The organism is Streptomyces justiciae, assembly GCF_015163075.1.
In the GTDB taxonomy this organism is placed as follows: Bacteria; Actinomycetota; Actinomycetes; order Streptomycetales; family Streptomycetaceae; genus Streptomyces; species Streptomyces justiciae.
Map to the genome: position 1 here is coordinate 360,221 of NZ_JADDXU010000003.1, position 19,511 is coordinate 379,731.

The window sequence follows — 19,511 nt, forward strand, 5'->3', positions numbered from 1 at the left end:
AGGGGTGGGGGGAGGCGAGGGTCGGGGGGCCGGTCAGGCGTCCACCGGCGCGGCGCGGCGGCGGCTGAGTTCGGCGAACTCCGGGTTCGTGCCGAGCACTCCGCCCTCGCCCCAGCGGTTCTGCGGGATCTCCTGGATGTAGACGGTGATCTTGTCGAGGGGCGCCCCGATGACGCGGTGCACGGTGGCGGTGAGCTCCTCGATGAGCTCCTGGCACTTCTCGTCGGTCTGGTTCGGCCAGGTGGTCATGGAGAGGATGGGCATGGCGAAGCTCCTTGGGTGTGGGTGACTGGTGAGTTTGTTTCGCTGCGGGCGGCGGCGACCTGCGGTTTTGCGGCCCCGTGGTGACACAAACTCACCAATCACGGGGCCGTAGCACGGCTACAGGCCGGGCGAGGCTCCGCCGTCGAGGGTCAGGGCGGCGCCCGTGATGTGGCGGGCGGCGGGGGAGAGGAGGAAGGCCGCGACGCGGGCCACGTCCAGCGGGGCGGCCAGTTCGCCGAGCGGGGTCTGGGCGGCTACCTGGGCCGTGACCTCCGCCGCGGTGGCGCCGGTGCGGTCGCCGATCGCCTTGGCGATCTCGTCCCAGAGGGGTGTGCGGACGGCGCCGGGGTCGAGGACGTTGACCCGGACGCCCTTGCGCCCGAGATCCTTGGAGACGGCCTTGGCGAAGGCCGCGAGGGCGGCGTTGACCGCGCTGTTCACCGGGAAGAGCGGGTCGGGGTCCTTGCGGAAGACGCCGCTGACCAGCACGACCGAGCCTCCGTCGCCCTCGGCCAGAGGTCCGGCGAGCGCCCGGGTGAGCCGTACGGCGCCCATCAGCTTGCCGTTGAACGTGGTCTGCCACATCGCGTCGTCGGTTTCGGCGAGCGGGGCGAGCGGGCCGTCCCCCGCGGTGTGGACCAGGCCGTCCACCCGGCCGAGCTCGGCGACCAGGGCGGCGACGGTCGCGTCGACCGAGGCGGCGGAGTTGATGTCGGTCTCGTAGGTGACGAGCCGGCCCGCGCCGCCCGTGCGGGCGTCGATCTCCTGCCGGGTCCGCTCCAGGCGGCCCGCGTCCCGGCCCAGCAGGGCGACGGTGGCGTCCGAGCGGGCGAGCTCCTCGACGACGGCCGAGCCCATGCCGCCGGTGGCGCCGGTGACGACTATGACGGGGGTGGCGTTCATGGGGTCCTCAATTCGCTGGCGTTGAGCGGCGTTTGACGAGATGTCAGAGAACACCGGCGGCCCGATCGGAGCGGGTCCGGCCTGGTGATGAAGAAGGTAGCCCGGTTCGGGAGCGCGCGCAACCATCTAGTTGGTTTTTGAGAACCAACTAGATGGTTAAGCCCGTTCCCCACCCCCTCCGACCAGCAAAAAGGGAGCCCGGAAATCTCCGGACTCCCTCACCCCACCCAGGCCTGGACGGACGTCAGACCGCCCCCTGAAGCACGTTGTCGATGATCGAGTGCCCGTGCGCCACCACGCTCGCCCGCAGCAGCGCCCACCCGCTCTCCGTCTCCCCGTCCGGCCCCAGCATCAGCCGGCGCTGCTGCGGCACGATGAACGGCCAGGACGCGATGCCGATCAGGGCGATGAGCACGCGGGCGGCCGTGGCGGGGTCGTCGACGCCGAGCGCGAGGCTGAGCGCGGCCGTCTTGTGGACGTAGTACGCCTCGCGCTCCTTCTCGTCCGGGATCGGCTTGTCGCGGTAGTGCAGACCCTCCCAGGCCAGCAGCCGTACGAGGTCGGACTGGCGGTGGTAGTCGAAGACCTCGCCGACGTACGAGCGCAGCCCCTCCTCCGTGACGGGGATGGGCACCGCTTCCGACATGTGGGCGTAGACCTTGGTCATCACGGCCGCGAACAGGGCTTCCTTGTTGCCGAAGTAGGCGTAGATCCGCTGCTTGTTGACGCCGGAGCGTTCGGCGATGCGGTCCACGCGCGCACCCGCGAGCCCGTGCTCGGAGAACTCCGCCTCGGCGGCTTCCAGAAGCTTGGCGCGGGTCGCCTGCGCCTTGGGTGTCTCAGCCATGGGACCAGCGTAGTCCACGCCACAACCAACTGGATGGTTCAGAAAAACCAACTAGATGGTTGCACTCTTGCCGAGACTCCTCTACGTTCTTCACATCGGCCCCGCCACCCCGGAAAACCCGGTGCGGAAGAGGCGGCAGGCCCCTCGTGTCAGCTCCCATGTCAGCTGAGGAGAAACGCATGTCAGCCACAGCCACCCTTCGGACCCTGCTGCTCGTCGGTGACCGTTTCGCCGGATTCGCCGCCCAGCAGGACGTCCTCACCGTCAGCCAGTTCATCGAGGAGATGCGCCTCGGGGTGTACTCCTGGGACAGCCGCCCGGTCCGGGTCCGCGCCGGTCAGGGCGTCACCGCCGAGGACGCGGACAACGTCAGGGACGCGGCGCTGCTGCTCGGCCTCGGTGACCGTCTCGACCTCGACTTCCGGGCGCCGGCGCTGGCCGGCCGCGGCGAGGCCCACAAACACCGAAGCGACAACACCCTGATAGCCGACCTCCGGCGGGACGGTGCGGACCTCTTCTCCGCCACCCTCCGGGTCCACAACGACAACGAGCTGCTCATCGACCACCAGACCGGCGAGCACGTCCAGGGCATGGTGGCCGTCGAGGCGGCCCGGCAGATGTTCCTCGCGGTCAGCGAGCGCTACCACGCCTGCCGCTACCTCGACCGCTCGTACTACTACGTCATCGAGTCGATGAACACCGACTTCGAGAACTTCCTCTTCCCCGTCGACGCCACGATCGTCTACCACTCGCTGCGCGCCGAACTCGACGACCCCGACCGGCTGTCCTTCGCCGCGGAGATCTCCCTCCACCAGGCCGGCCGCCGCGCCTCCATCACCACCGTCACCTACACGGCCTTCGACGCCCCGGTCATCGAGGCCAAGGAGCACCGCCGGGCCCAGTTCGCCGTCGAGCACACGGTGCGCAACGCGCGCCAGACGATCACGCCCACGGAGCCGGTGCTGGCCACCGTCTGAGCACCGTACGACCACTTCAGAAACGCACTCACTCACCCAAGGAGAACCGTCATGTCCGCTTCCGCCGCCCTCATCACCGCCACCGAGCTGTTCGCCAAGCCCGAGCAGATCGACGCCGTCGCCGAGGCCTGGCAGGCCCACAACGACGCGTCCGGCTTCGAAGGACGCATCCTCTACCGCGGCCTGGAGAGCAACTCCGTCCTCGAACTCGCCCCGCTGCACCACGGGTTCGAGCAGATGGAGGAGCTGCGCGCCGACTGGTGGAAGCTGTGGGAGGCCGTCGGCCCGCTGGGCGAGGGCGACTTCCGCCGCCAGTTCCTGCAGTTCGTCGAGGCGCCCAAGCCGGCCGCCGGCGCCCTGCCCGACACCCACTACGTGCAGATGCGGCACGTCGAGGTCGTGCCGCGGGTCTACCGGCAGTACCGCGCCTGGCGCGAGGAGACCATCTTCGACGTCGTCCGCACCACCGACGAGGTCAAGAGCTTCCAGGCGTTCCACTCGCTGGCCAGCACCGAGCCCGGCGTGATGTTCGTGTCCGGCTTCGACGCCGACCCCGCGAAGTACATGGAGGCCTTCACCTCCCCGCGCTACCAGCAGATCGTCCGCGAGGCGGGCGACACCTACATCACCGGAGGCGACAACGGCCTGTACACCCGCATCTACGAGCGCGTCACCGCCTGACGCCCCCCGTCCCTCCCCTCCCACGGCCGGCCGCGGAACCCCTGTGCACTGAGCGCGGCGTTGCGCGGCCGGCCGTATCCACCTCTCCTCTCCCTCCGTCACCCGCCTCTCCACCTCGCGTCCGCGAAGGAGCACCGACATGACCCTCTCCCCCGTGGCCCCCGCGCCCGTCGCGGCCGCGCCCATGACCCGGACCTACGACCTGAGCGTCACCACCCAGGGGCCGCTCTACCCGCCGAGCGAGATCGTCGACGAGAACGGCGACTTCGTCGTCATCGGCCGCGTCAACCGGCCCGGCCCCGACGGCGCCACCGTCTCCGCGTGGGGCGGCGCGGTGGTCTCCCCGGACAGCCCGCTGCCGCCGCTCGGCCAGAACCTGCCGTACGACATCGTCCGCGAGCTCGACCTCACCGACCCGACCGGCCCGGACGCCCAGGTCCAGCTGTTCACGCTGCCCCTCCCGCTGCCCTGCAACAACTACCCGATGCTGTTCGCCCCCGAGCAGCGCCCCGACGCGCACGACGTGCGCCGCCCGAGCTATCCGCTGCACGGCGCGCCCATCCCGGACCTGCGCGAGGAGGACGGCCCGAAGGTGCGGGAACCGATCACGCTCGGCCAATGGGCCAAGGCGCGCGGCCAGTTGGAGGTGCATGTGCCGGCGCACCGGCGCGGCGCCGACTTCTCCTTCGCCTTCACCGGTCTGATCCCGGACAGCCTCTACACGGTCATGTCGCTGCGCGAGCACGACCTCGACCCGGCCGGCCCGACCCGCCCCGGCCCGCTCGGCGTGCCGAACGCCTTCATCAGCGACAGCAACGGCATGGCCCACTACCGGGCGACCCTCCCCAACCCCTTCCCGGCGCCGGGCACCCCCGGCTCCAACCGGGTGATCAACGTGGTCGTGCTGTGGATGAGCTACCAGCAGAACTACGGCGGCGCCATCGGCCACTTCGGCCTCGGTGGCGACATCCACGCCCAGCTGAAGCTCCAGGGCCCGAGCTTCGGAGAGTTCACGACCGAACCCGCCAACTGACCGTCTCGGTATGCCACTTACCCCTCAGGAGAGACCATGGACCACACCATCGGCATCATCGCCACCGGCTCCTACCTGCCCGCGACCGTCGCCCACAACGACGAGGTCGGTGCCGCGGCGGGGGTGACCGCGGAATGGATCGAACGCAAGACCGGCATACGACGACGACACCGCGCGGCCCCGCACGATGCCACGTCGGACCTGGCGGCGAACGCGGCCCGACAGGCGTTGCTTCAGGCAGGTCTGACGGCCGATCAGCTCACGTACGTCGTCGTCGCCACCTCCACCCCCGACCACCCCCAGCCCGCCACCGCCGCCATCGTCACCGACCTCATCGGGGCGCGCCGGGCCGCCGCCTTCGACGTCAACTCGGTGTGCAGCGGCTTCATGTTCGCGCTGACGGCAGCCGACCGCATGCTGCGGGCCGAGCCGCGCACGGCGTCGGGGCAGGGGCCGTACGCCCTGGTCATCGGTGCGGACATCTACTCCCGCATCCTGGACCCGGCCGACCGCAAGACGGCCATCCTGTTCGGCGACGGAGCGGGGGCCGTCGTCCTCGGGCCGGTGCCGGCCGGGACCGGCGGCATCACCACCAGCCTGACGACCCGCGGCGACCAGCACCGCCTGATCAGCGTCCCGGCCGGCGGCAGCAGGCGCCCAGCCTCGGCGGAGACTGTCGCGGAGGGCGCGCACTGGTTCACGATGGACGGCCGCGGGGTGCGCGGCTTCGTGCACGACAACCTGCCCGGTGCGATCGGCGAGTTGCTGGCCAAGGCACGCGTACCGGCCCGTGCGGTACGGCACTTCGTCCCGCACCAGGCGAACGGCGTGATGCTCGCCGAGGTCTGGCCCGCGCTCGGCCTCGACACGGCCCGCATGCATCTGGCCCTCGCCCATCACGGCAACACCGGTGCCGCGTCCGTCCCGATCACCCTCGACGTGGCGCACCGGCGGGGGTTGTTCACCGAGGGCGACCTGACGGTGCTGTCGGCCTTCGGGGGCGGCATGTCGGTCGGCTCGGCCCTGTTCCGCTGGGCCCCGACGGCCCACGCCCGCCCGGCACGGGCCGCTGCGGCGACGGGGGCGACGACGGGCGTACGGGAGCCGGTGCTGGCCGGGGCGAGGTAGCGGACGGGGCGCGATGCCCCACCCGCCCGGCACGGACGTACCCACGACGGAGAAACACCACGCGTGCACAGACCACTGATGCCATCAACGCCCCACAGGAGCAACAATGATCACCCTGCAGAAGCCGAAGAGCCCCGGTCTCCCTCGTTTGCATGTCTTGGCCAACGGCACGCTGGCCTCGGTGCAGCACGGCGGCACCTGGTACCTGCTGAACACCGGCCCCGAGGCACGGCGGCCCGTCCTCCACCTCGCGGGGGACGCGGACGACGCGGAGCTGGAGCCCCACATCTGCCGGAGCATCGACTGACCCCGCACACAGATGGAGGGGCGGAGGCCGATCAGGCCCTCCGCCCCTCCATCCACGTGTCCTCAGCAGAGCGGCAGGGCGCAGCCCCCCGAGCAGCCCTCGGAGTGCTCGTCGCGGCCCATGGACCAGCAGGCGAGCGCGCACCCGGAGACGGCGGCCGCGGCCCGGTCCGCACGCCGGGCGAGATAGCCGCGTACGACGGGGTCGTCGCCGACGCCACGGGGGTGGCCGACGCAGTCGAGGAGGGGGAAGTCGGAGGGGTGGTCGCCGTAGGCGAAGCAGTCGCGCGGGTTGACGCCGGGGTGCTCGGCGAGCATCCGCAGGGCCGCCGCCCGCTTGCCCTCGCCGATCACGGGCTCGGTCAGCTCACCGGTGTAACGGCCCTCGCGCACGACGGGCGAGGAGCACAGGACGTGCCGGGCGCCGACGTGCTCGGCGACGGGGTCGAGGCAGGGCGGGAAGGACCCGGAGACGAGCACGATCTCGGCGCCGGCGGCGCGATGCCGGTTCAGCTCGTCGACGGTGGAGGCGATGAAGAACCCGGGGTCGGCGGAGGCGAGGGTGAACCACTCGCGCCCGAGCGCGGCCATCTCCTCGACGCTCTCACCGGCGTAGGAGCGGTAGTAGGCCCGGTTCACATCCGCCCGGGGCACCCCGGCGGCGGAGCGGCCCTTGAGGTCGGCCTCGACGAGCCGGTACCGGTGCTCGCCCTCCTCACCGAACCGCCGGACGAGCTGAAAGCGCAGGAACTCGAACATGCTCTTGCAGTTGATGAGCGTCTCGTCGACGTCACAGAAGACCAGGTAGGCGGGCCGATGCCCCGCGTCGACCCGCACCCCGCCGGCTGTCTCCGCCACCACCGTCATGTCCAGAACCTCCCCCTCGGGGCCCGGCACGGTACCGGGCACTAAAAAAATTCCTTCGTGAAGGTATCACTCACCGGATGCTGTTGTCAGTGGGCCCGGCTAGCCTCCGAAGGAGTACCGGCACCCCTTTTCGGGAGGTTTCCATGGCCTCGCGCCTCAACCCGTACCTCAGCTTCGACGGCACCACTCGACAGGCGATGGAGTTCTACAAGGAGGTGTTCGGCGGCACCCTCACGCTGAACACGTACGGCGACTTCGGCCAGGCGGACACCCCGCTGGCCGACAAGATCATGCACGGCATGCTGGAAACCCCGTCCGGCTTCACCCTCATGGCCGCCGACGCCCACCCGGACATGCCGAACACCGTCGGCAACAACTACTCCATCAGCCTCAGCGGCGACGACGACACAGAACTGCGCGGCTACTGGGAGAAGCTCTCGACGGACGGCACGGTGTCGGTCCCCCTCGACAAACAGATGTGGGGCGACGTCTTCGGCATGTGCACGGACCGGTTCGGGGTGCCTTGGATGGTGAACATCGCGGGGGCGCAGGGCTGATCGGGGCGGGATCGGCCGCGGTGCGAGGCGTCGGGTCGTCCCCATGACGCCTCGCCCGCGGCACCCTCCGGCGCCCCTCGTCGAGGTCGGCCTTAGCCGGAGACGGACCGCTCCGCGGAAGCCGCCCGCCGCGTCTGCTGGCCGCCCTCCAGATGCGCCACCACGGTCCCGTGGAAGCGGGTCACCGCGTCGTTCACGCTGCGGATGAAGCCCGACTCGGCGTTGCCACGGCCGCTCCCCATGCCCTTGAACAGGGACAACCGGAAGCCGGTGATCTGAAGGCCGTTCTTCGGCAGCATGTCCCCGGGTTCCGGGCGCAGCCGCTCCAGGGTGCTTCTGGGTCCCCCTGTCTCCCCTTCGACAAGCGTCTCGACATGCAGGTCGGCGGGGGCCTCGGCGAGGCGTCGCACGAGCCGTTTCGCCCAGGTCAGGGGATAGCCCTGAGTGGGTGCGGGGATCTCGACGGAGGTGCGGATACGCCCCGTCCGCAGATCAGCGGTGACGGCGAGAACGCCGGGCGTTCCTTCGATGCGCAGCTCCGCCTGAAGTCGGCCTTCGAGGCAGAGCTGGTCGGCAAGGCGTGTGCGGAGGGCACCGGGATCGACTCCGCGTCGGGACCGCTGGACGGGCAGCACCTTCTGGCCGAGTTCACCGCCGAGCCCGAGACAGACCTGCCGAATCAGCCGCTCCCAGCTCTCCACCACCTCCAGGGCACGCGCGTCTCCCTGGCACAGGGTCTCGTCGTCGATGCCGTTGCGCACGGGGACCCAGGCCGGACCCATGTTCTGGAAGCCGTGGCATCCGGAGTTCTCGTGCTGGAGGTAGTGGAGCAGTTCCTGGAGCAGCCAGGCGTGCGCCATGTTGCTGACGCCCTCGTGCCGGATCAGCATCTGGGCCTGATGGGTCACCTCGGCCCAGGACAGATGCCACAGCGCCACCTTGTGCTTGCGCCGCCCGTCGATCTTGACGTCGACCAGGGGACTGCCTTCCAGCGCCACGTCGTTCGACAGCGTGATCACCGCCTCATAGCCGCGGCGCGCGGCGATGTCCATGTACGCCTGGACCTGCTCGGCCTTGAGGGCGTTGCCGTTGGTCTTCGTCTCGACCAGCGCCGTCCACAGCTTGCCGGCCCGCTCGACGCGGATGACACCGTCAGGGCGGCGCGGGGTGTCACCGTGCGGCAGGGACACCTCGGTGAACGTCTCCATACGGCCCGCCGGTGCTCCGAACGCGGCGGTGAGCCGCCTGCCGAACTCCGGAATCTGCGCCATCACCGACAACAGCACCGACGTGGCCCGCATTTCCCGGTCCCGGTCGCTCTTGAGCGCGGAAACCGGAAAGAGCCTCGCGTCCTTCCACGAGTCGTTCTCCGCCAGCGACTTCTTGGCCGCCTTCGGCAGCGTGACCTTCTTCTTGGCGGTACGGGGCCGGGCCGACGCCTTCTTCGGCTCCGCGTCATCGGCGGGCGTCCGCGGCGCGGGAACCGCCTCCAGCGGCACCGCGGATGCACGGTCCTCGGCGGGGGTCACGGGTGCGGTGTCCGTGGACTCTTCGTCCGCCACGTCCGCCACGTCCGCCGGGGTCTCCTCCGTGGCCGCGTCGTCATCGATGTCAACGCCGAAGTCCGTTGCCAGACCGGCCAGTCCGGTGGCGTATCCCTGGCCCACCGCCCGGATCTTCCAGACGCCGTCGCGGCGGTAGAGCTCACCGAAGATGAAGGCGCTCACCGCGCCCGCGTCCTCGATGGCGAAGCGGAGCAGGCCCTCGCCGGAGCCGTCGGCCAACGTCAGTTGCAGATCGTCGAGTTCGCCGAAATGGGCCCCGCCGTAACGGCTCGCGGCCACCACGATCCGTTCGACGTCGTCCGGGATCGCGGTCAGGTCGAATCCGATCCGGTCCTGGTTCCCGCCCCCTGTGGGCGTCTTGCCCAGCAGCTGCACGCTCCCGTCAGCGGCCACCGGATTGTTGTAGAAGTAGAAGTCCCCGTCGCTGCGCACCTTGCCGTTGCCGTCCAGCAGCAGCACGGACACATCGGCGTCGCCCTCACCCGTGGAACTCGTCCAGTCCAGACTCACGATCACCGAGTCGACGCTCTCGCTGAGCGCCGCCAGACCTACGTTGGCCCCCTTGACCAACTCGTACATGCAACCCACCCCCCAGCAGGGCACGTCACACGCGAATCACCAGCCCCCGCCCACCGTCGGTTGATCCGTCGTGACGTGCTGCAACTTTCAACGCACGTCGGAACTCTAGTACTCGATCAGGCCCGCCACCCCAAGCCCGCCGCAATCGACGCAACACGCACCGCCGGTGATCGCGCCCCGCCCCTACCCCAACCCCCGTACCCGCCCCACCGCCTCCGCCAGATACTCCCGCGTCCAGGCGACATGCCCCGTGTCGTCCGTGGCGCGGGGGCCGTCCTCGATGACCAGGATCAGGCCCAGGTAGAGCTGGTAGAGGGCGAGGCGGTGGTGGAGGGTGGGGGTGAAGTTCAGGGTGCCGCCGGCTTCGACGTAGCCGGTGACCACCTCGCTGTCCGGGGTGGCGTCGCCGCCGAAGGCCAGGGAGATCAGTTCGGCCGCCGGGTCGCCCCAGAAGGCGCGTTCGTGGTCGATGAGGCCGGTGATACGAGGGTGATCGCCGCCGTTGACGAAGACGTTGCCGGGCCAGAGGTCGAAGTGGACCAGGCGGGGTTCGGTGACCTCGTCGAGCGCGTAGCCGCCCTCGGCCACCAACTTCCTGATCGTGTCCGGCTCTTCGGGGAGCTCCGAGTTCCAGCGGGCCGCGTCCTCCAGCAGCGCCTCCACCATCAGCGTGAACGCCGTCCGCCAGTCCGGCGCCGACAGTCCCGACTCGGGTGCCGGGTAGCCAAAGCGGCCGTCCTCGGACACCAGGGTGTTCAAGCGGGCGGTGACCGCGCCCAGTTCGCGGCGCAGGGTGCTGGTGGTGGCCGGGGAGAGGGTCTTGGCCACCTTGTCCCAGGGGGTGCCCTCCAGGAGGGAGACCATGAGGAACTCGTCGTCGGCGTAGAGGAGTTCGGGGCCGGGTACGTGTCCCTCCGGGAGCTCCTTCAGGCGGCGGTAGACCATCGCCTCGGTCGCCATGATCCCCCGCTCGTACCGCAGCACCGGCACCTCCGGCAGCGGAGCGAGCTTCACGATCGCGGCGCGGCCGTCGTCGAGGCGGACACGGTAGGCCGTGTTGTAGCAGCCGTCGGTCAGCTCGGCCTCCAGTCGGCCCCCGATCCCGGCCGAGTCCCGCAGCAGGGCGTCGAGGTCGGCGGGGGACAGGCGGCGTTTGGTCTGACTCTGCATGGGGCCACTCTTCCAATCCGGGGCGCTTTCGGACAGCGGAGGGGCCAGCCGTCTGGGAGCGCTCCCAAGATGCCTACCGGGTCACCCGTACGTCAAGGGTGACCGAGCGGCTCACAGCAACCGACAGCTCAGTCATGGCAGTTCGACCTTCACCTGCCCCGCCAACGCCCGCAGAAAGTCCCCCGCGTCGAACATCTCCCCCGCCGACACCACACCCGCCCCGACCTCGGTCCGCCCCGTCAGCACCCGCTCCGTCGCCTCCACCACCAGCGGTGCCGTGACGGCGTAGATGTCCCGGCCCCGCGCCACCGCCCGCCGCTCCTCCCCACCGGACCGCACCACCACATCCACCAGGAATGTCTGCGCAGATCGCCCCGAACCGTCCCCGTCCCCGTCCCCGTCCGCCGCGACCGGTGCCGGAGTCTCCGGCGACGACAGGTCCCTCGCCGCCTCCACCGTCATGTACGTCCGCACCTCGGGGATCGGCAGATGGCTCGGGACCGTCACCACGTCGGCCATCGTGAACTCCCCGATGACCTGCCGCGCCCCCATCGGCTCCGGGAACGCCCACTCCAGCACCGGCGCCGCGTCGTCCCGGTACTCCAGCCGCCCCCCGCTGAACCGCACCCGCCGCCCGTCCCGCCGCCCCCGCGACACCTCGCCCGCGATCCGCGTCCCCGGCGTCGGGTGCCAGCTGTTCAGGCCGTACGCGACATGCGCCTCGTCGGCCGCCGTCCACTCCCCCATCGCGGCCGTGGCGAGCAGGTCGCCGAGCCCGCCGTAGAACGCCATCGCGGGCACCACCGGCACGCCCGCCGCACGGGCGCGGTCCGCGAAGTGGGCGAAGGTGTCGGCGTTGGCCTCGATCTCCGCCGCCACGTCCAGGTAGGGAATCCGGGCACGCAGCGCCGCCTCGATCAACGGCGCGGCGGTCGTCGCGAACGGCCCGGCGCAGTTGATCACGGCCGCCGCGCCGGCCAGCGCACGGTCCAGCGAGGCCGGGTCGTCCACCGACGCCGGACGCGCCTCCACGTCGTACTCGACGGACATCGCCTTCAGTCGCACGGCGTCGCGACCGGAGAGCAGCGGCACGAAGCCGCGCGCGATCAGTTCCTGCACCACGAAGCGCCCGGTGTGCCCGTACGCGCCGAACACCGCGACCGTCCGTCCCGCTGCTGCTTCCGCTCCCATGACGCCCCCAACTTCCTCACCGGCTGATCCGTCGACGACCATCCTGGGCGGCGCGCACACCGCAGCGTGAGTGTCCGGAACGACACGCCCCATACAATTACGGACATGACCGCCGTCGCCCTCGCCGTCACCGACGGCATGCTGCACTTCGAGCTGTCCCTGGCGTACGAGGTGTTCGGCGCCGTGCCGGACGGGGTGACCGTCCCCTGGTACGACGTCACCGTCTGCGGCTCGGCGCCGGTCCGGGTCGGCCGGTTCCGGCTCGAACCCGATCACGGCCTCGACCGTCTCCGCGACGCCGACACCGTGATCGTGCCGGGCTGGGCGGACGTCGACGTGGACCCGCCCGCCGAGCTGGTCGAGGCGGTGCGCGCGGCGCATGCGGCGGGGGCGCGGGTGGCCTCGCTGTGTACGGGCGCGTTCGTGCTGGCCGCCGCTGGTCTGCTGGACGGCAGGCGCGCGACCACGCACTGGGCGCACACCGAGGAGCTCGCCGCCCGCCATCCCGAGGTGGAGGTCGACCCGGACGTCCTCTACGTCGACAACGGCAGCGTCCTCACCTCCGCCGGGAAGGCCGCGGCGATGGACCTGTGCCTGCATCTCGTACGACTCGACCACGGATCGTCGGTCGCCAACGCCGCCGCCCGCCGTCTCGTCGTACCCCCGCACCGGGCGGGCGGTCAGGCGCAGTTCGTCGCCGCGCCCGTGCCCGCCCGCGACGACCACCCGCTCGCCGCACTCCTGCCCTGGGTGATCGAACGCCTGGACCAGCCGCTGACCGTGACGGACCTGGCCCGCCGGGCCGGGATGAGCTCACGTCACCTCACCCGCCACTTCCGGGCGGCCACCGGCACCACCCCGTTGCAGTGGCTGCTGACCCAACGCATCCGCCGCGCCCAGGAGTTGCTGGAGACCACCGACGACGGCATCGACGCCATCGCGACCGCGACGGGCATGGGCACGGCGACGACCCTGCGCCGCCACTTCCACCGCACGGTCGGCGTCCCCCCGGACAGCTACCGCCGCACCTTCCGCACCCGTCCCGCCACCGCCCAGAAGTCACCTACGGGGACAATGGGCGCATGAGCATCGTGAAGATCAACGTCCTCACCGTCCCCGAAGAGCAGCGCGAGGTCCTGGAGAAGCGGTTCGCCGCGCGGGCGGGGGCGGTGGAGGGCTCGGACGGGTTCGAGTGGTTCGAGCTGCTGCGCCCGGTGGAGGGCACCGACACCTACCTCGTGTACACGCGCTGGCGCAGCGAGGAGGACTTCGACAAGTGGATGGCGGGGATGGGGCGCGCCTCGCACGGCGGTGGCGGTGGCGGTGGCGCGGAGGGCGGCGAGCGGCCGAAGCCGGCTGCCACCGGGGCGACGCTGTGGTCCTTCGAGGTGGTGCAGCAGGCGGCGCCCAAGGCCGAGGACAGCTGATCGAGAAGTACCCCTGGTCCGTTGAGTTCATGGTCATGAACGGCAATCACGTACACGTCTATTGACGCGTACACAGCAGGCCCTTACGGTCCGGAGAAAGCGCTTTCCCCTCTCTGGAAGAGGTGCGCGCGACGTGGCGTGTTCATTCACGCGAACCGCCACGTTGCCACACCCAACCCGCGACAGAAAGGGCACGGCCCCCCATGACCAAGTTCTCCGGTCCCCGTACGAGACCCATAGCCGCCGCATCCGCGGTCGCGACCGTCGGCCTCCTCGCCGGCACCCTGGTCGCCCTCTCCGGCACCACGGCGAACGCCGCCACCACCCGCTACGAGGCCGAGACCTCACCGGCGGTCTGCACCGGCGCCGTCGAGACGGAGTGGACCGGCTACTCCGGCAGCGGCTACTGCAACGGCACCAACGCCTCCGGCGCCTACAACCAGTTCACCGTCTCCGCCTCCGCCGCGGGCACCGCGACCGTCAGCGTCCGCTTCGCCAACGGCACCACGACGGCCCGCGCCACGGACGTCGTCGTCAACGGCACGACCGCCTCCTCGGCGTCCTTCGAGGGCACGGGGGCGTGGACGACCTGGGCGACGAAGACGTTCACCGTGCCGGTGAACGCGGGCAGCAACACCATCCGCCTCAACCCGACCAGCGCGGGCGGCCTGGCCAACATCGACTACATCGACGTGGAGACCACGGGTACGACGACCCCGCCCTCCTCCACGGCCCTGTACGTCTCCCCCACCGGCACGGACGGCGCGGCCGGTACGGCGAGCGCCCCGACCACCCTCACCTCCGCGATCAGCCGTATCGCGGCCGGCGGCACGATCTACATGCGCGGCGGCACGTACAACTACTCGTCCACCGTGACGATCCCGGCCGGCAACAACGGCACTTCCAGCGCCCGCACCCTGCTCTCCGCGTACCCGGGTGAGACGCCGGTGCTCAACTTCTCGGCGCAGAGCGAGAGTTCGTCGAACCGCGGTCTTCAGCTGTTCGCCAACTACTGGAAGCTCTACGGCCTCGTCGTCGAGCGCGCGGGCGACAACGGCATCTACGTCGGCGGCAGCAACAACGTCATCGAGCGCACGGTGACCCGCTACAACCGTGACACCGGGCTCCAGTTGGGCCGGATCGCCTCCTCGACGCCGAGCAGCGAGTGGCCGTCGAACAACCTCGTCCTCAGCGCCGAGTCGCACGACAACGCCGACTCCGACGGCGAGGACGCGGACGGCTTCGCGGCGAAGCTGACGACGGGCACGGGGAATGTCTTCCGGTACGCCGTTTCCCACAACAACATCGACGACGGCTGGGACCTGTACACCAAGACGGACACCGGCGCGATCGGCCCGGTGACCATCGAGTACTCCCTCTCCTACAACAACGGCACCCTCAGCGACGGCTCCCAGGCCGGCAACGGCGACCGCAACGGCTACAAGCTCGGCGGCGACTCCATCGCGGTCAACCACGTCGTCCAGCACAGCATCGCCTACGGCAACGGCCACCACGGGTTCACGTACAACAGCAACCCGGGCTCGATGACCATCACGAGCAACGTGGCCGTCGCCAACACCGAACGCAACTTCAACTTCGAGACCGGAACCTCGGTCTTCCGCTCCAACACCTCCTGCGACAGCGGCGCCAACGACCGCTACGTGGGCGACGCCGACAGCTCCAACCAGTTCTGGTCCGGCACGAACGGCTCCCGCTGCTCCTCCTACACGGGCGCCCTGGGCTGGTCTTTCGCGTCCAACGGCAGCCTGGTGGTGACGTTCGGCGGCAAGCAGGTCACGCTCTAGGCGAGCCTGCTTCCCTCCAGGGCAGGAAGGTCAGGACGTATCTGACCTTCCTGCCCTAGATTTGGCGCCGTGCGGCACGCCGGAGGGGGCACGGTGGACTACGACTACGACGTCTTCATCAGTTACAGCCACAGAGGGCATGTGCGGGACTGGGTGAAGAACCACTTCAGCCGTGAACTCCAGCTGTATCTAGAGGACTTGCTGCCCACGGACCCGCGCATCTTCGTCGACTTCGAGATACCCGCCGGATCGCCCTGGCCGGACCGCCTGGAACAGGCGTTGCTGCGCAGCCGCTGTCTGGTGGCCATCTGGTCGCCGCCGTACTTCCGTTCGGACTGGTGCATGGCCGAGTGGAAGAGCATGCAGCTGCGCCAGGAGGCGCTGTCGCAGGTCAACGGCCAGGCGCCGACGCTCGTCTACCCGATCAACTTCATGGACGGCGAGCACTTCCCGGAGGAGGCGCAGAAGATCCAGCAGTACAAGGAGCTCACCAAGTACGGCTACGACGGCCCCCAGTTCCGGGACACCCCCGCCTATCTCGGCTTCCAGGACCGGATGCGCACGGTCGCCGAGGAGGTAGCGGCCTGTCTGGCCTGCGCCCCCGAGTGGCAGGAAGGCTGGCCGGTCGTCCGACCCGCCGCGCACGCGGAGTCCCCCCAGCGTTCCGTCCCGAGGCTGTGATGACGATGAGCCAGGGCCGGATCGCGACCTTCTACTCCTACAAAGGCGGTGTGGGACGCAGCTTCCTGCTCTCCAACTCCGCTGTCCTGCTGGCCCAGTGGGGCTACCGGGTGCTGTGCATCGACTGGGACCTGGAAGCCCCGGGCCTGCACTACTACTTCCGTCCGTACATGGACGTCCCCGCCACCGGCCTGACCGACATGGCGCTCGCCGTACGCGAGGGGGAGCGCGTCGGCGCCCTCGACCACATCACACCGGTCGCCCTGCCGGACGGGGCGACACTCGACCTGATCGCCGCCGGCGGCGTCGGCAACGACTACGTCCCCAAGCTCCAGAGCATCGACTGGGAACAGCTGTACCTGGAGCACGACTTCGGCAACGTGCTGGAGAGCTGGCGGGAGCGCTGGCTCGACGCCTACGACGTGATCCTCGTCGACAGCCGCACCGGCATCTCGGACTCCGGCGGCATCTGCACGGCCCAGCTGCCGCACATCCTCGCCTACACGTTCACGGCGAACCAGCAGAACGTCGACGGCGTCCTGGACGTCGTACGCCGCGCCTCCGTCACCCGCAACAGCCTCCCGTACGACCGCTCGCGCCTGCTCACCCTTCCCCTCCTCTGCCGCTTCGACATGAGCGAGGAGTACGAACGGGCTGCCGAATGGCGGGAGAAGCTGCGCGGCGAACTCAAGCCCAGCTACGACGCCTGGGTCCCCGACGGCTCCCCCGTCGAACGGGTCCTCGACAACTGCACGGTCCCCTACTCCGCGTACTGGTCCTTCGGCGAGGACCTCCCGGTCGTCACCGAGGACTTCCGCAACCCCCAGCTGATCAGCCACAGCATCGCGTCGATCGCCGCGCTGATCGCCCGCAACCTGGAGGACGCCCGGCTGTTCACCGAGAGCCGCGACGCGTATGTGGACGCGGCGATCAGGACGGGGCGGCGGGGCGGGCATTACCAGTACGACTTCTTCATCAGCGGTACGCCGAAGACGGAGAGCGAGGCCACCAGGCTCGCGGCTCTGCTGGCGGAGGCGGGCCTGTCCAGCTTCTCGGCACTCCAGCCGGACGCCGGCCCGCGCGAGAACCTTCGGCCGGTCATCGACAGCAGCCGCCATCTCGTCCTGCTGGCCCGCGACTCGGTGGACTCCTGGCATCGGGACGAGCTGAACTACTTCCTGCGACAGACGCTGGACGAGCAGTCGGACCGCACGGTGTTCCCGGTGGTCGGCTCGACGCGGGTGCTGCGGGATCTGCCGTCACTGGTGCATGCGCTGCCGTCGTACAGCCTGGCCGAGGGCCAGCTGGCGGACGTTGCCCGGGGGATCTCGGCGAGGGCTCGGTCGCAGTCGACCCACGTCGATTTCGACACGGCGTCCTCGGCGGGGCGTGGGCGGGTGTTCGTGGCTCATATGCCGGAGGACCGGGCGTGGGCCGAGTGGGTCAGCTGGACCTTGCGGGAGGCAGGGTACGAAGTCGACCAGGACTGGCCGGGGCGGCAGGGAGACAGCTTCCTGACGACTGTGCTGGGCCTCCCGGCCGAGGACCGGATCGTGGCCTTGTACTCCGCCGCGTTCCTCGGCGAGGGCGGGATGCCCAGGGACCAATCGGCGGCGCTGCTGGCGATGCCGGAGAAGTTCATCGCACTGCGCGTCGAGGAGATCGACGTGCCGGGGGCTGTCCAACGGCACGGGTTCACCGACCTGTTCGGCGTGGAGGAGCGGGAGGCACGGGAGGCGCTGTTGCGGGCGGTCGAAAACCCGATCAGCACGCCTACGACGCCGCCCGCGTTCCCAGCGTCGAGTACGACTGAGTCCCGGGTGCCAGGAGACCGGCCGAGCGCGTGGAACCTCCCCACCCGCAATGCCGGCTTCATCGCACGGGACGACCTGATGCTGGAGATCAAGACCAGGCTGACGGACTCGACCACCAGAGCACCACTGGCGCTGACCGGGCCCTGCGGGGTCGGCAAGTCCCAGTTGGCCATCGAGTACGCGCACCACTACCGCAGCGAGTACGACCTGGTCTGGTACATGCAGGGGGCGTACACCTCGTCCTTGGCCGAGCTCGCCGCAGCCCTCGGCTGTTGGCAGGCCGACAGCAGCGACGTCGACGGTGTCCGGGCCCTCCACCAGGAGCTGCGCGAGCGTTCGCGTTGGCTGTTGATCTTCGATGGCGTCGAGAACCCCGTCGATCTCGCCGGCCTTCTGCCGAACGGTGACGGGCACGTGCTGATCACCTCCCGCAACCCCCATTGGCGTCAGGTCGCCACGACACTCGAGGTCGATGTCCTGCCACGCGCGGACGCGGTCGCCCTGCTGACCTCCCGCCATCGCAACTTGACCAAGGGGTACGCGACACAACTGGCCGAGGCGTTGGACGGTCTGCCGCTCGCGCTGGCCCAGGCTGCGGAGGCCCTCTACGTCTTCCCCCCGGAGGAATACCTGCAACTGCTGGCAGAGCACCCGGCCGAAACGCTCGACGAGGACAGGCCGTCCGACTACCCGGGAGGGTATCTGACGGCTCAGCTGGCGATGAGCTTGAACAAACTGAGCCAGGAGAAACCAGAAGCCGCCCTCCTGTTGCGCGCCTGCGTGCTGCTCGCCCCCGTGCCCCTTCCGCTGACCCCAACCGCCCTGGGGGCCACCCCCCGTGGCTTCCGGCAGCTCCTGATGGCGATGGAGGAGGCCGGGCTGGCCCGGGTGTCCGGCGGCAGCACCAGGCTGCCCAGGCTGACCCTGGCCGTGCTGCGCGACCACCTCAGCGCCGAGCAACGTGCCCCGGCCGCCGCCAAAGCCAGCGAGCTGCTGATCGCCCTCGACCCCGACGACGCCCCGGACGCCGAGGGCCGCTGGCGTGAACTCGCGCCCCACTTCCTCGCCATCGCCCCGGGCGACCTCGTCACGACGACCGCGCGGGCCGTGGCACTCAGGGCCTGCTGGTATCTGATGGAACGCGGCGATTACGGCCAGGCCCTGCACAGGCTGCAGGACCTGTACGCGACGTGGGAGCGGGGACTGGGCGGCGATGCCGTGGAGACCCTGATGGCAGCCTCCTACCTGGCGCGCGCCTCTTTCGTCACGGAGGACCGCGAGAGCGCGTGGAAGCTGGACTCGGACGTCTTCGACCGTCAGCAGCGCCTGATCGGTCCGGAACACCCTGACACGCTGCGCACCGCCACGAATCTCGCCATCGACCTCGCGGCTGTCGGCCGGACCGAGCAGGCCGTCGCCCTCGGGGAGAACAACCTTCGCAACCAACGCGACGTACTCGGCGAGGACCACCCCGACACCCTGCAGACCGCCGCCAATCTCGCCATCGACCTCGAGTCCCTGGGCCGGACAGCGGACGCGAACTCCCTCCGCGACGACACCATCGCCCGCATGCGTCGGGTGCTCGGCCATAACCACTCCAAATCCCTGCACGCCATCGACCGCCACAAGTTGCGGCTCCCCCCGCTGGGCGCGCAGCAGACACCGCCGTTCTGAGCCCCCGCCCACCCGTACAACTCGTTTGTACGGGCGGGCAAT

The 19,511-nt window shown here is 70.1% G+C and carries 18 protein-coding genes; 11 read left to right on the forward strand and 7 right to left on the reverse strand.

Features of this window, described 5'->3' with window-relative positions:
* Positions 1 to 33: 33 nt before the first annotated feature.
* From IQ210_RS09990 to IQ210_RS10000, 3 genes are all read right to left on the reverse strand, one after another.
* Entirely contained in the window at positions 34 to 264 is a 231-nt protein-coding gene (locus IQ210_RS09990) for a tautomerase family protein (RefSeq protein ID WP_059194211.1), read from the reverse strand.
* Positions 265 to 381: 117 nt separating this feature from the next.
* On the reverse strand, positions 382 to 1,167 hold the full coding sequence (locus IQ210_RS09995) for an SDR family NAD(P)-dependent oxidoreductase (RefSeq protein WP_194078548.1): 786 nt from the start codon (positions 1,165 to 1,167) through the stop codon (positions 382 to 384).
* 244 nt (positions 1,168 to 1,411) lie between these two features.
* Positions 1,412 to 2,014, reverse strand: coding sequence for a TetR/AcrR family transcriptional regulator (locus IQ210_RS10000; protein WP_194078549.1), 603 nt, complete (start codon positions 2,012 to 2,014; stop codon positions 1,412 to 1,414).
* Positions 2,015 to 2,193: 179 nt separating this feature from the next.
* Between IQ210_RS10000 and IQ210_RS10005 the strand changes: the two genes are divergently transcribed.
* The 5 genes from IQ210_RS10005 (at position 2,194) to IQ210_RS10025 (ending at position 6,140) form a co-directional block, all read left to right on the forward strand.
* On the forward strand, positions 2,194 to 2,991 hold the full coding sequence (locus IQ210_RS10005) for an AfsA-related hotdog domain-containing protein (RefSeq protein ID WP_194078550.1): 798 nt from the start codon (positions 2,194 to 2,196) through the stop codon (positions 2,989 to 2,991).
* Between the two features lie 51 nt (positions 2,992 to 3,042).
* Positions 3,043 to 3,672, forward strand: a complete 630-nt coding sequence (locus IQ210_RS10010) for a hypothetical protein (RefSeq protein ID WP_194078551.1) — start codon at positions 3,043 to 3,045, stop codon at positions 3,670 to 3,672.
* A gap of 139 nt (positions 3,673 to 3,811) precedes the next feature.
* Entirely contained in the window at positions 3,812 to 4,705 is an 894-nt protein-coding gene (locus IQ210_RS10015) for a hypothetical protein (RefSeq protein ID WP_194078552.1), read from the forward strand.
* A gap of 36 nt (positions 4,706 to 4,741) precedes the next feature.
* Complete coding sequence (locus IQ210_RS10020; RefSeq protein WP_194078553.1) at positions 4,742 to 5,833, forward strand: 3-oxoacyl-ACP synthase III family protein; 1,092 nt, start codon at positions 4,742 to 4,744, stop codon at positions 5,831 to 5,833.
* A 106-nt stretch (positions 5,834 to 5,939) separates the two neighbouring features.
* On the forward strand, positions 5,940 to 6,140 hold the full coding sequence (locus IQ210_RS10025; RefSeq protein WP_194078554.1) for a hypothetical protein: 201 nt from the start codon (positions 5,940 to 5,942) through the stop codon (positions 6,138 to 6,140).
* A 62-nt stretch (positions 6,141 to 6,202) separates the two neighbouring features.
* Here the strand turns inward: IQ210_RS10025 and IQ210_RS10030 are convergent, their stop codons facing one another.
* Positions 6,203 to 7,048, reverse strand: a complete 846-nt coding sequence (locus tag IQ210_RS10030; RefSeq protein WP_322656335.1) for an HAD family hydrolase — start codon at positions 7,046 to 7,048, stop codon at positions 6,203 to 6,205.
* A 101-nt stretch (positions 7,049 to 7,149) separates the two neighbouring features.
* Between IQ210_RS10030 and IQ210_RS10035 the strand changes: the two genes are divergently transcribed.
* Positions 7,150 to 7,563 carry a VOC family protein gene (locus tag IQ210_RS10035; protein WP_194078555.1) on the forward strand — a complete coding sequence of 138 codons (414 nt, stop codon included), beginning with the start codon at positions 7,150 to 7,152 and terminating at the stop codon, positions 7,561 to 7,563.
* Between the two features lie 92 nt (positions 7,564 to 7,655).
* Here the strand turns inward: IQ210_RS10035 and IQ210_RS10040 are convergent, their stop codons facing one another.
* The 3 genes from IQ210_RS10040 to IQ210_RS10050 form a co-directional block, all read right to left on the reverse strand.
* Positions 7,656 to 9,707, reverse strand: coding sequence for a TerD family protein (locus tag IQ210_RS10040; RefSeq protein WP_194078556.1), 2,052 nt, complete (start codon positions 9,705 to 9,707; stop codon positions 7,656 to 7,658).
* A 183-nt stretch (positions 9,708 to 9,890) separates the two neighbouring features.
* On the reverse strand, positions 9,891 to 10,877 hold the full coding sequence (locus IQ210_RS10045) for a phosphotransferase family protein (protein WP_194078557.1): 987 nt from the start codon (positions 10,875 to 10,877) through the stop codon (positions 9,891 to 9,893).
* Positions 10,878 to 11,009: 132 nt separating this feature from the next.
* Positions 11,010 to 12,068 carry a saccharopine dehydrogenase NADP-binding domain-containing protein gene (locus IQ210_RS10050; protein ID WP_194078558.1) on the reverse strand — a complete coding sequence of 353 codons (1,059 nt, stop codon included), beginning with the start codon at positions 12,066 to 12,068 and terminating at the stop codon, positions 11,010 to 11,012.
* 105 nt (positions 12,069 to 12,173) lie between these two features.
* On the opposite strand from IQ210_RS10050, the gene IQ210_RS10055 reads away from it, so the two are divergent.
* The 5 genes from IQ210_RS10055 to fxsT all read left to right on the forward strand — a co-directional run bounded on the left by IQ210_RS10055 (position 12,174) and on the right by fxsT (position 19,469).
* Positions 12,174 to 13,154, forward strand: coding sequence for a helix-turn-helix domain-containing protein (locus IQ210_RS10055; protein ID WP_194078559.1), 981 nt, complete (start codon positions 12,174 to 12,176; stop codon positions 13,152 to 13,154).
* Entirely contained in the window at positions 13,151 to 13,495 is a 345-nt protein-coding gene (locus tag IQ210_RS10060; RefSeq protein ID WP_194078560.1) for an antibiotic biosynthesis monooxygenase family protein, read from the forward strand. Before IQ210_RS10055 ends, IQ210_RS10060 begins: the two co-directional genes overlap by 4 nt.
* Before the next feature lie 203 nt (positions 13,496 to 13,698).
* A complete protein-coding gene (locus IQ210_RS10065) occupies positions 13,699 to 15,300 on the forward strand; it encodes a carbohydrate-binding protein (protein WP_194078561.1) in 1,602 nt (533 codons plus the stop codon).
* Positions 15,301 to 15,369: 69 nt separating this feature from the next.
* Positions 15,370 to 15,981: a TIR domain-containing protein gene (locus IQ210_RS10070; protein WP_194078562.1), complete on the forward strand. Its 612-nt coding sequence runs from the start codon at positions 15,370 to 15,372 to the stop codon at positions 15,979 to 15,981.
* A complete protein-coding gene (gene fxsT, locus IQ210_RS10075) occupies positions 15,981 to 19,469 on the forward strand; it encodes an FxSxx-COOH system tetratricopeptide repeat protein (protein ID WP_194078563.1) in 3,489 nt (1,162 codons plus the stop codon). Before IQ210_RS10070 ends, fxsT begins: the two co-directional genes overlap by 1 nt.
* Positions 19,470 to 19,511 lie beyond the last annotated feature (42 nt).

Bases quoted from the DNA above. Each gene is read 5' to 3' on its own strand.
- IQ210_RS09990 (WP_059194211.1), bottom strand. From the start codon at position 264: ATGCCCATCCTCTCCATGACCACCTGGCCGAACCAGACCGACGAGAAG.
- IQ210_RS09995 (WP_194078548.1), bottom strand. From the start codon at position 1,167: ATGAACGCCACCCCCGTCATAGTCGTCACCGGCGCCACCGGCGGCATG.
- IQ210_RS10000 (WP_194078549.1), bottom strand. From the start codon at position 2,014: ATGGCTGAGACACCCAAGGCGCAGGCGACCCGCGCCAAGCTTCTGGAA.
- IQ210_RS10005 (WP_194078550.1), top strand. From the start codon at position 2,194: ATGTCAGCCACAGCCACCCTTCGGACCCTGCTGCTCGTCGGTGACCGT.
- IQ210_RS10010 (WP_194078551.1), top strand. From the start codon at position 3,043: ATGTCCGCTTCCGCCGCCCTCATCACCGCCACCGAGCTGTTCGCCAAG.
- IQ210_RS10015 (WP_194078552.1), top strand. From the start codon at position 3,812: ATGACCCTCTCCCCCGTGGCCCCCGCGCCCGTCGCGGCCGCGCCCATG.
- IQ210_RS10020 (WP_194078553.1), top strand. From the start codon at position 4,742: ATGGACCACACCATCGGCATCATCGCCACCGGCTCCTACCTGCCCGCG.
- IQ210_RS10025 (WP_194078554.1), top strand. From the start codon at position 5,940: ATGATCACCCTGCAGAAGCCGAAGAGCCCCGGTCTCCCTCGTTTGCAT.
- IQ210_RS10035 (WP_194078555.1), top strand. From the start codon at position 7,150: ATGGCCTCGCGCCTCAACCCGTACCTCAGCTTCGACGGCACCACTCGA.
- IQ210_RS10040 (WP_194078556.1), bottom strand. From the start codon at position 9,707: ATGTACGAGTTGGTCAAGGGGGCCAACGTAGGTCTGGCGGCGCTCAGC.
- IQ210_RS10045 (WP_194078557.1), bottom strand. From the start codon at position 10,877: ATGCAGAGTCAGACCAAACGCCGCCTGTCCCCCGCCGACCTCGACGCC.
- IQ210_RS10050 (WP_194078558.1), bottom strand. From the start codon at position 12,068: ATGGGAGCGGAAGCAGCAGCGGGACGGACGGTCGCGGTGTTCGGCGCG.
- IQ210_RS10055 (WP_194078559.1), top strand. From the start codon at position 12,174: ATGACCGCCGTCGCCCTCGCCGTCACCGACGGCATGCTGCACTTCGAG.
- IQ210_RS10060 (WP_194078560.1), top strand. From the start codon at position 13,151: ATGAGCATCGTGAAGATCAACGTCCTCACCGTCCCCGAAGAGCAGCGC.
- IQ210_RS10065 (WP_194078561.1), top strand. From the start codon at position 13,699: ATGACCAAGTTCTCCGGTCCCCGTACGAGACCCATAGCCGCCGCATCC.
- fxsT (WP_194078563.1), top strand. From the start codon at position 15,981: ATGACGATGAGCCAGGGCCGGATCGCGACCTTCTACTCCTACAAAGGC.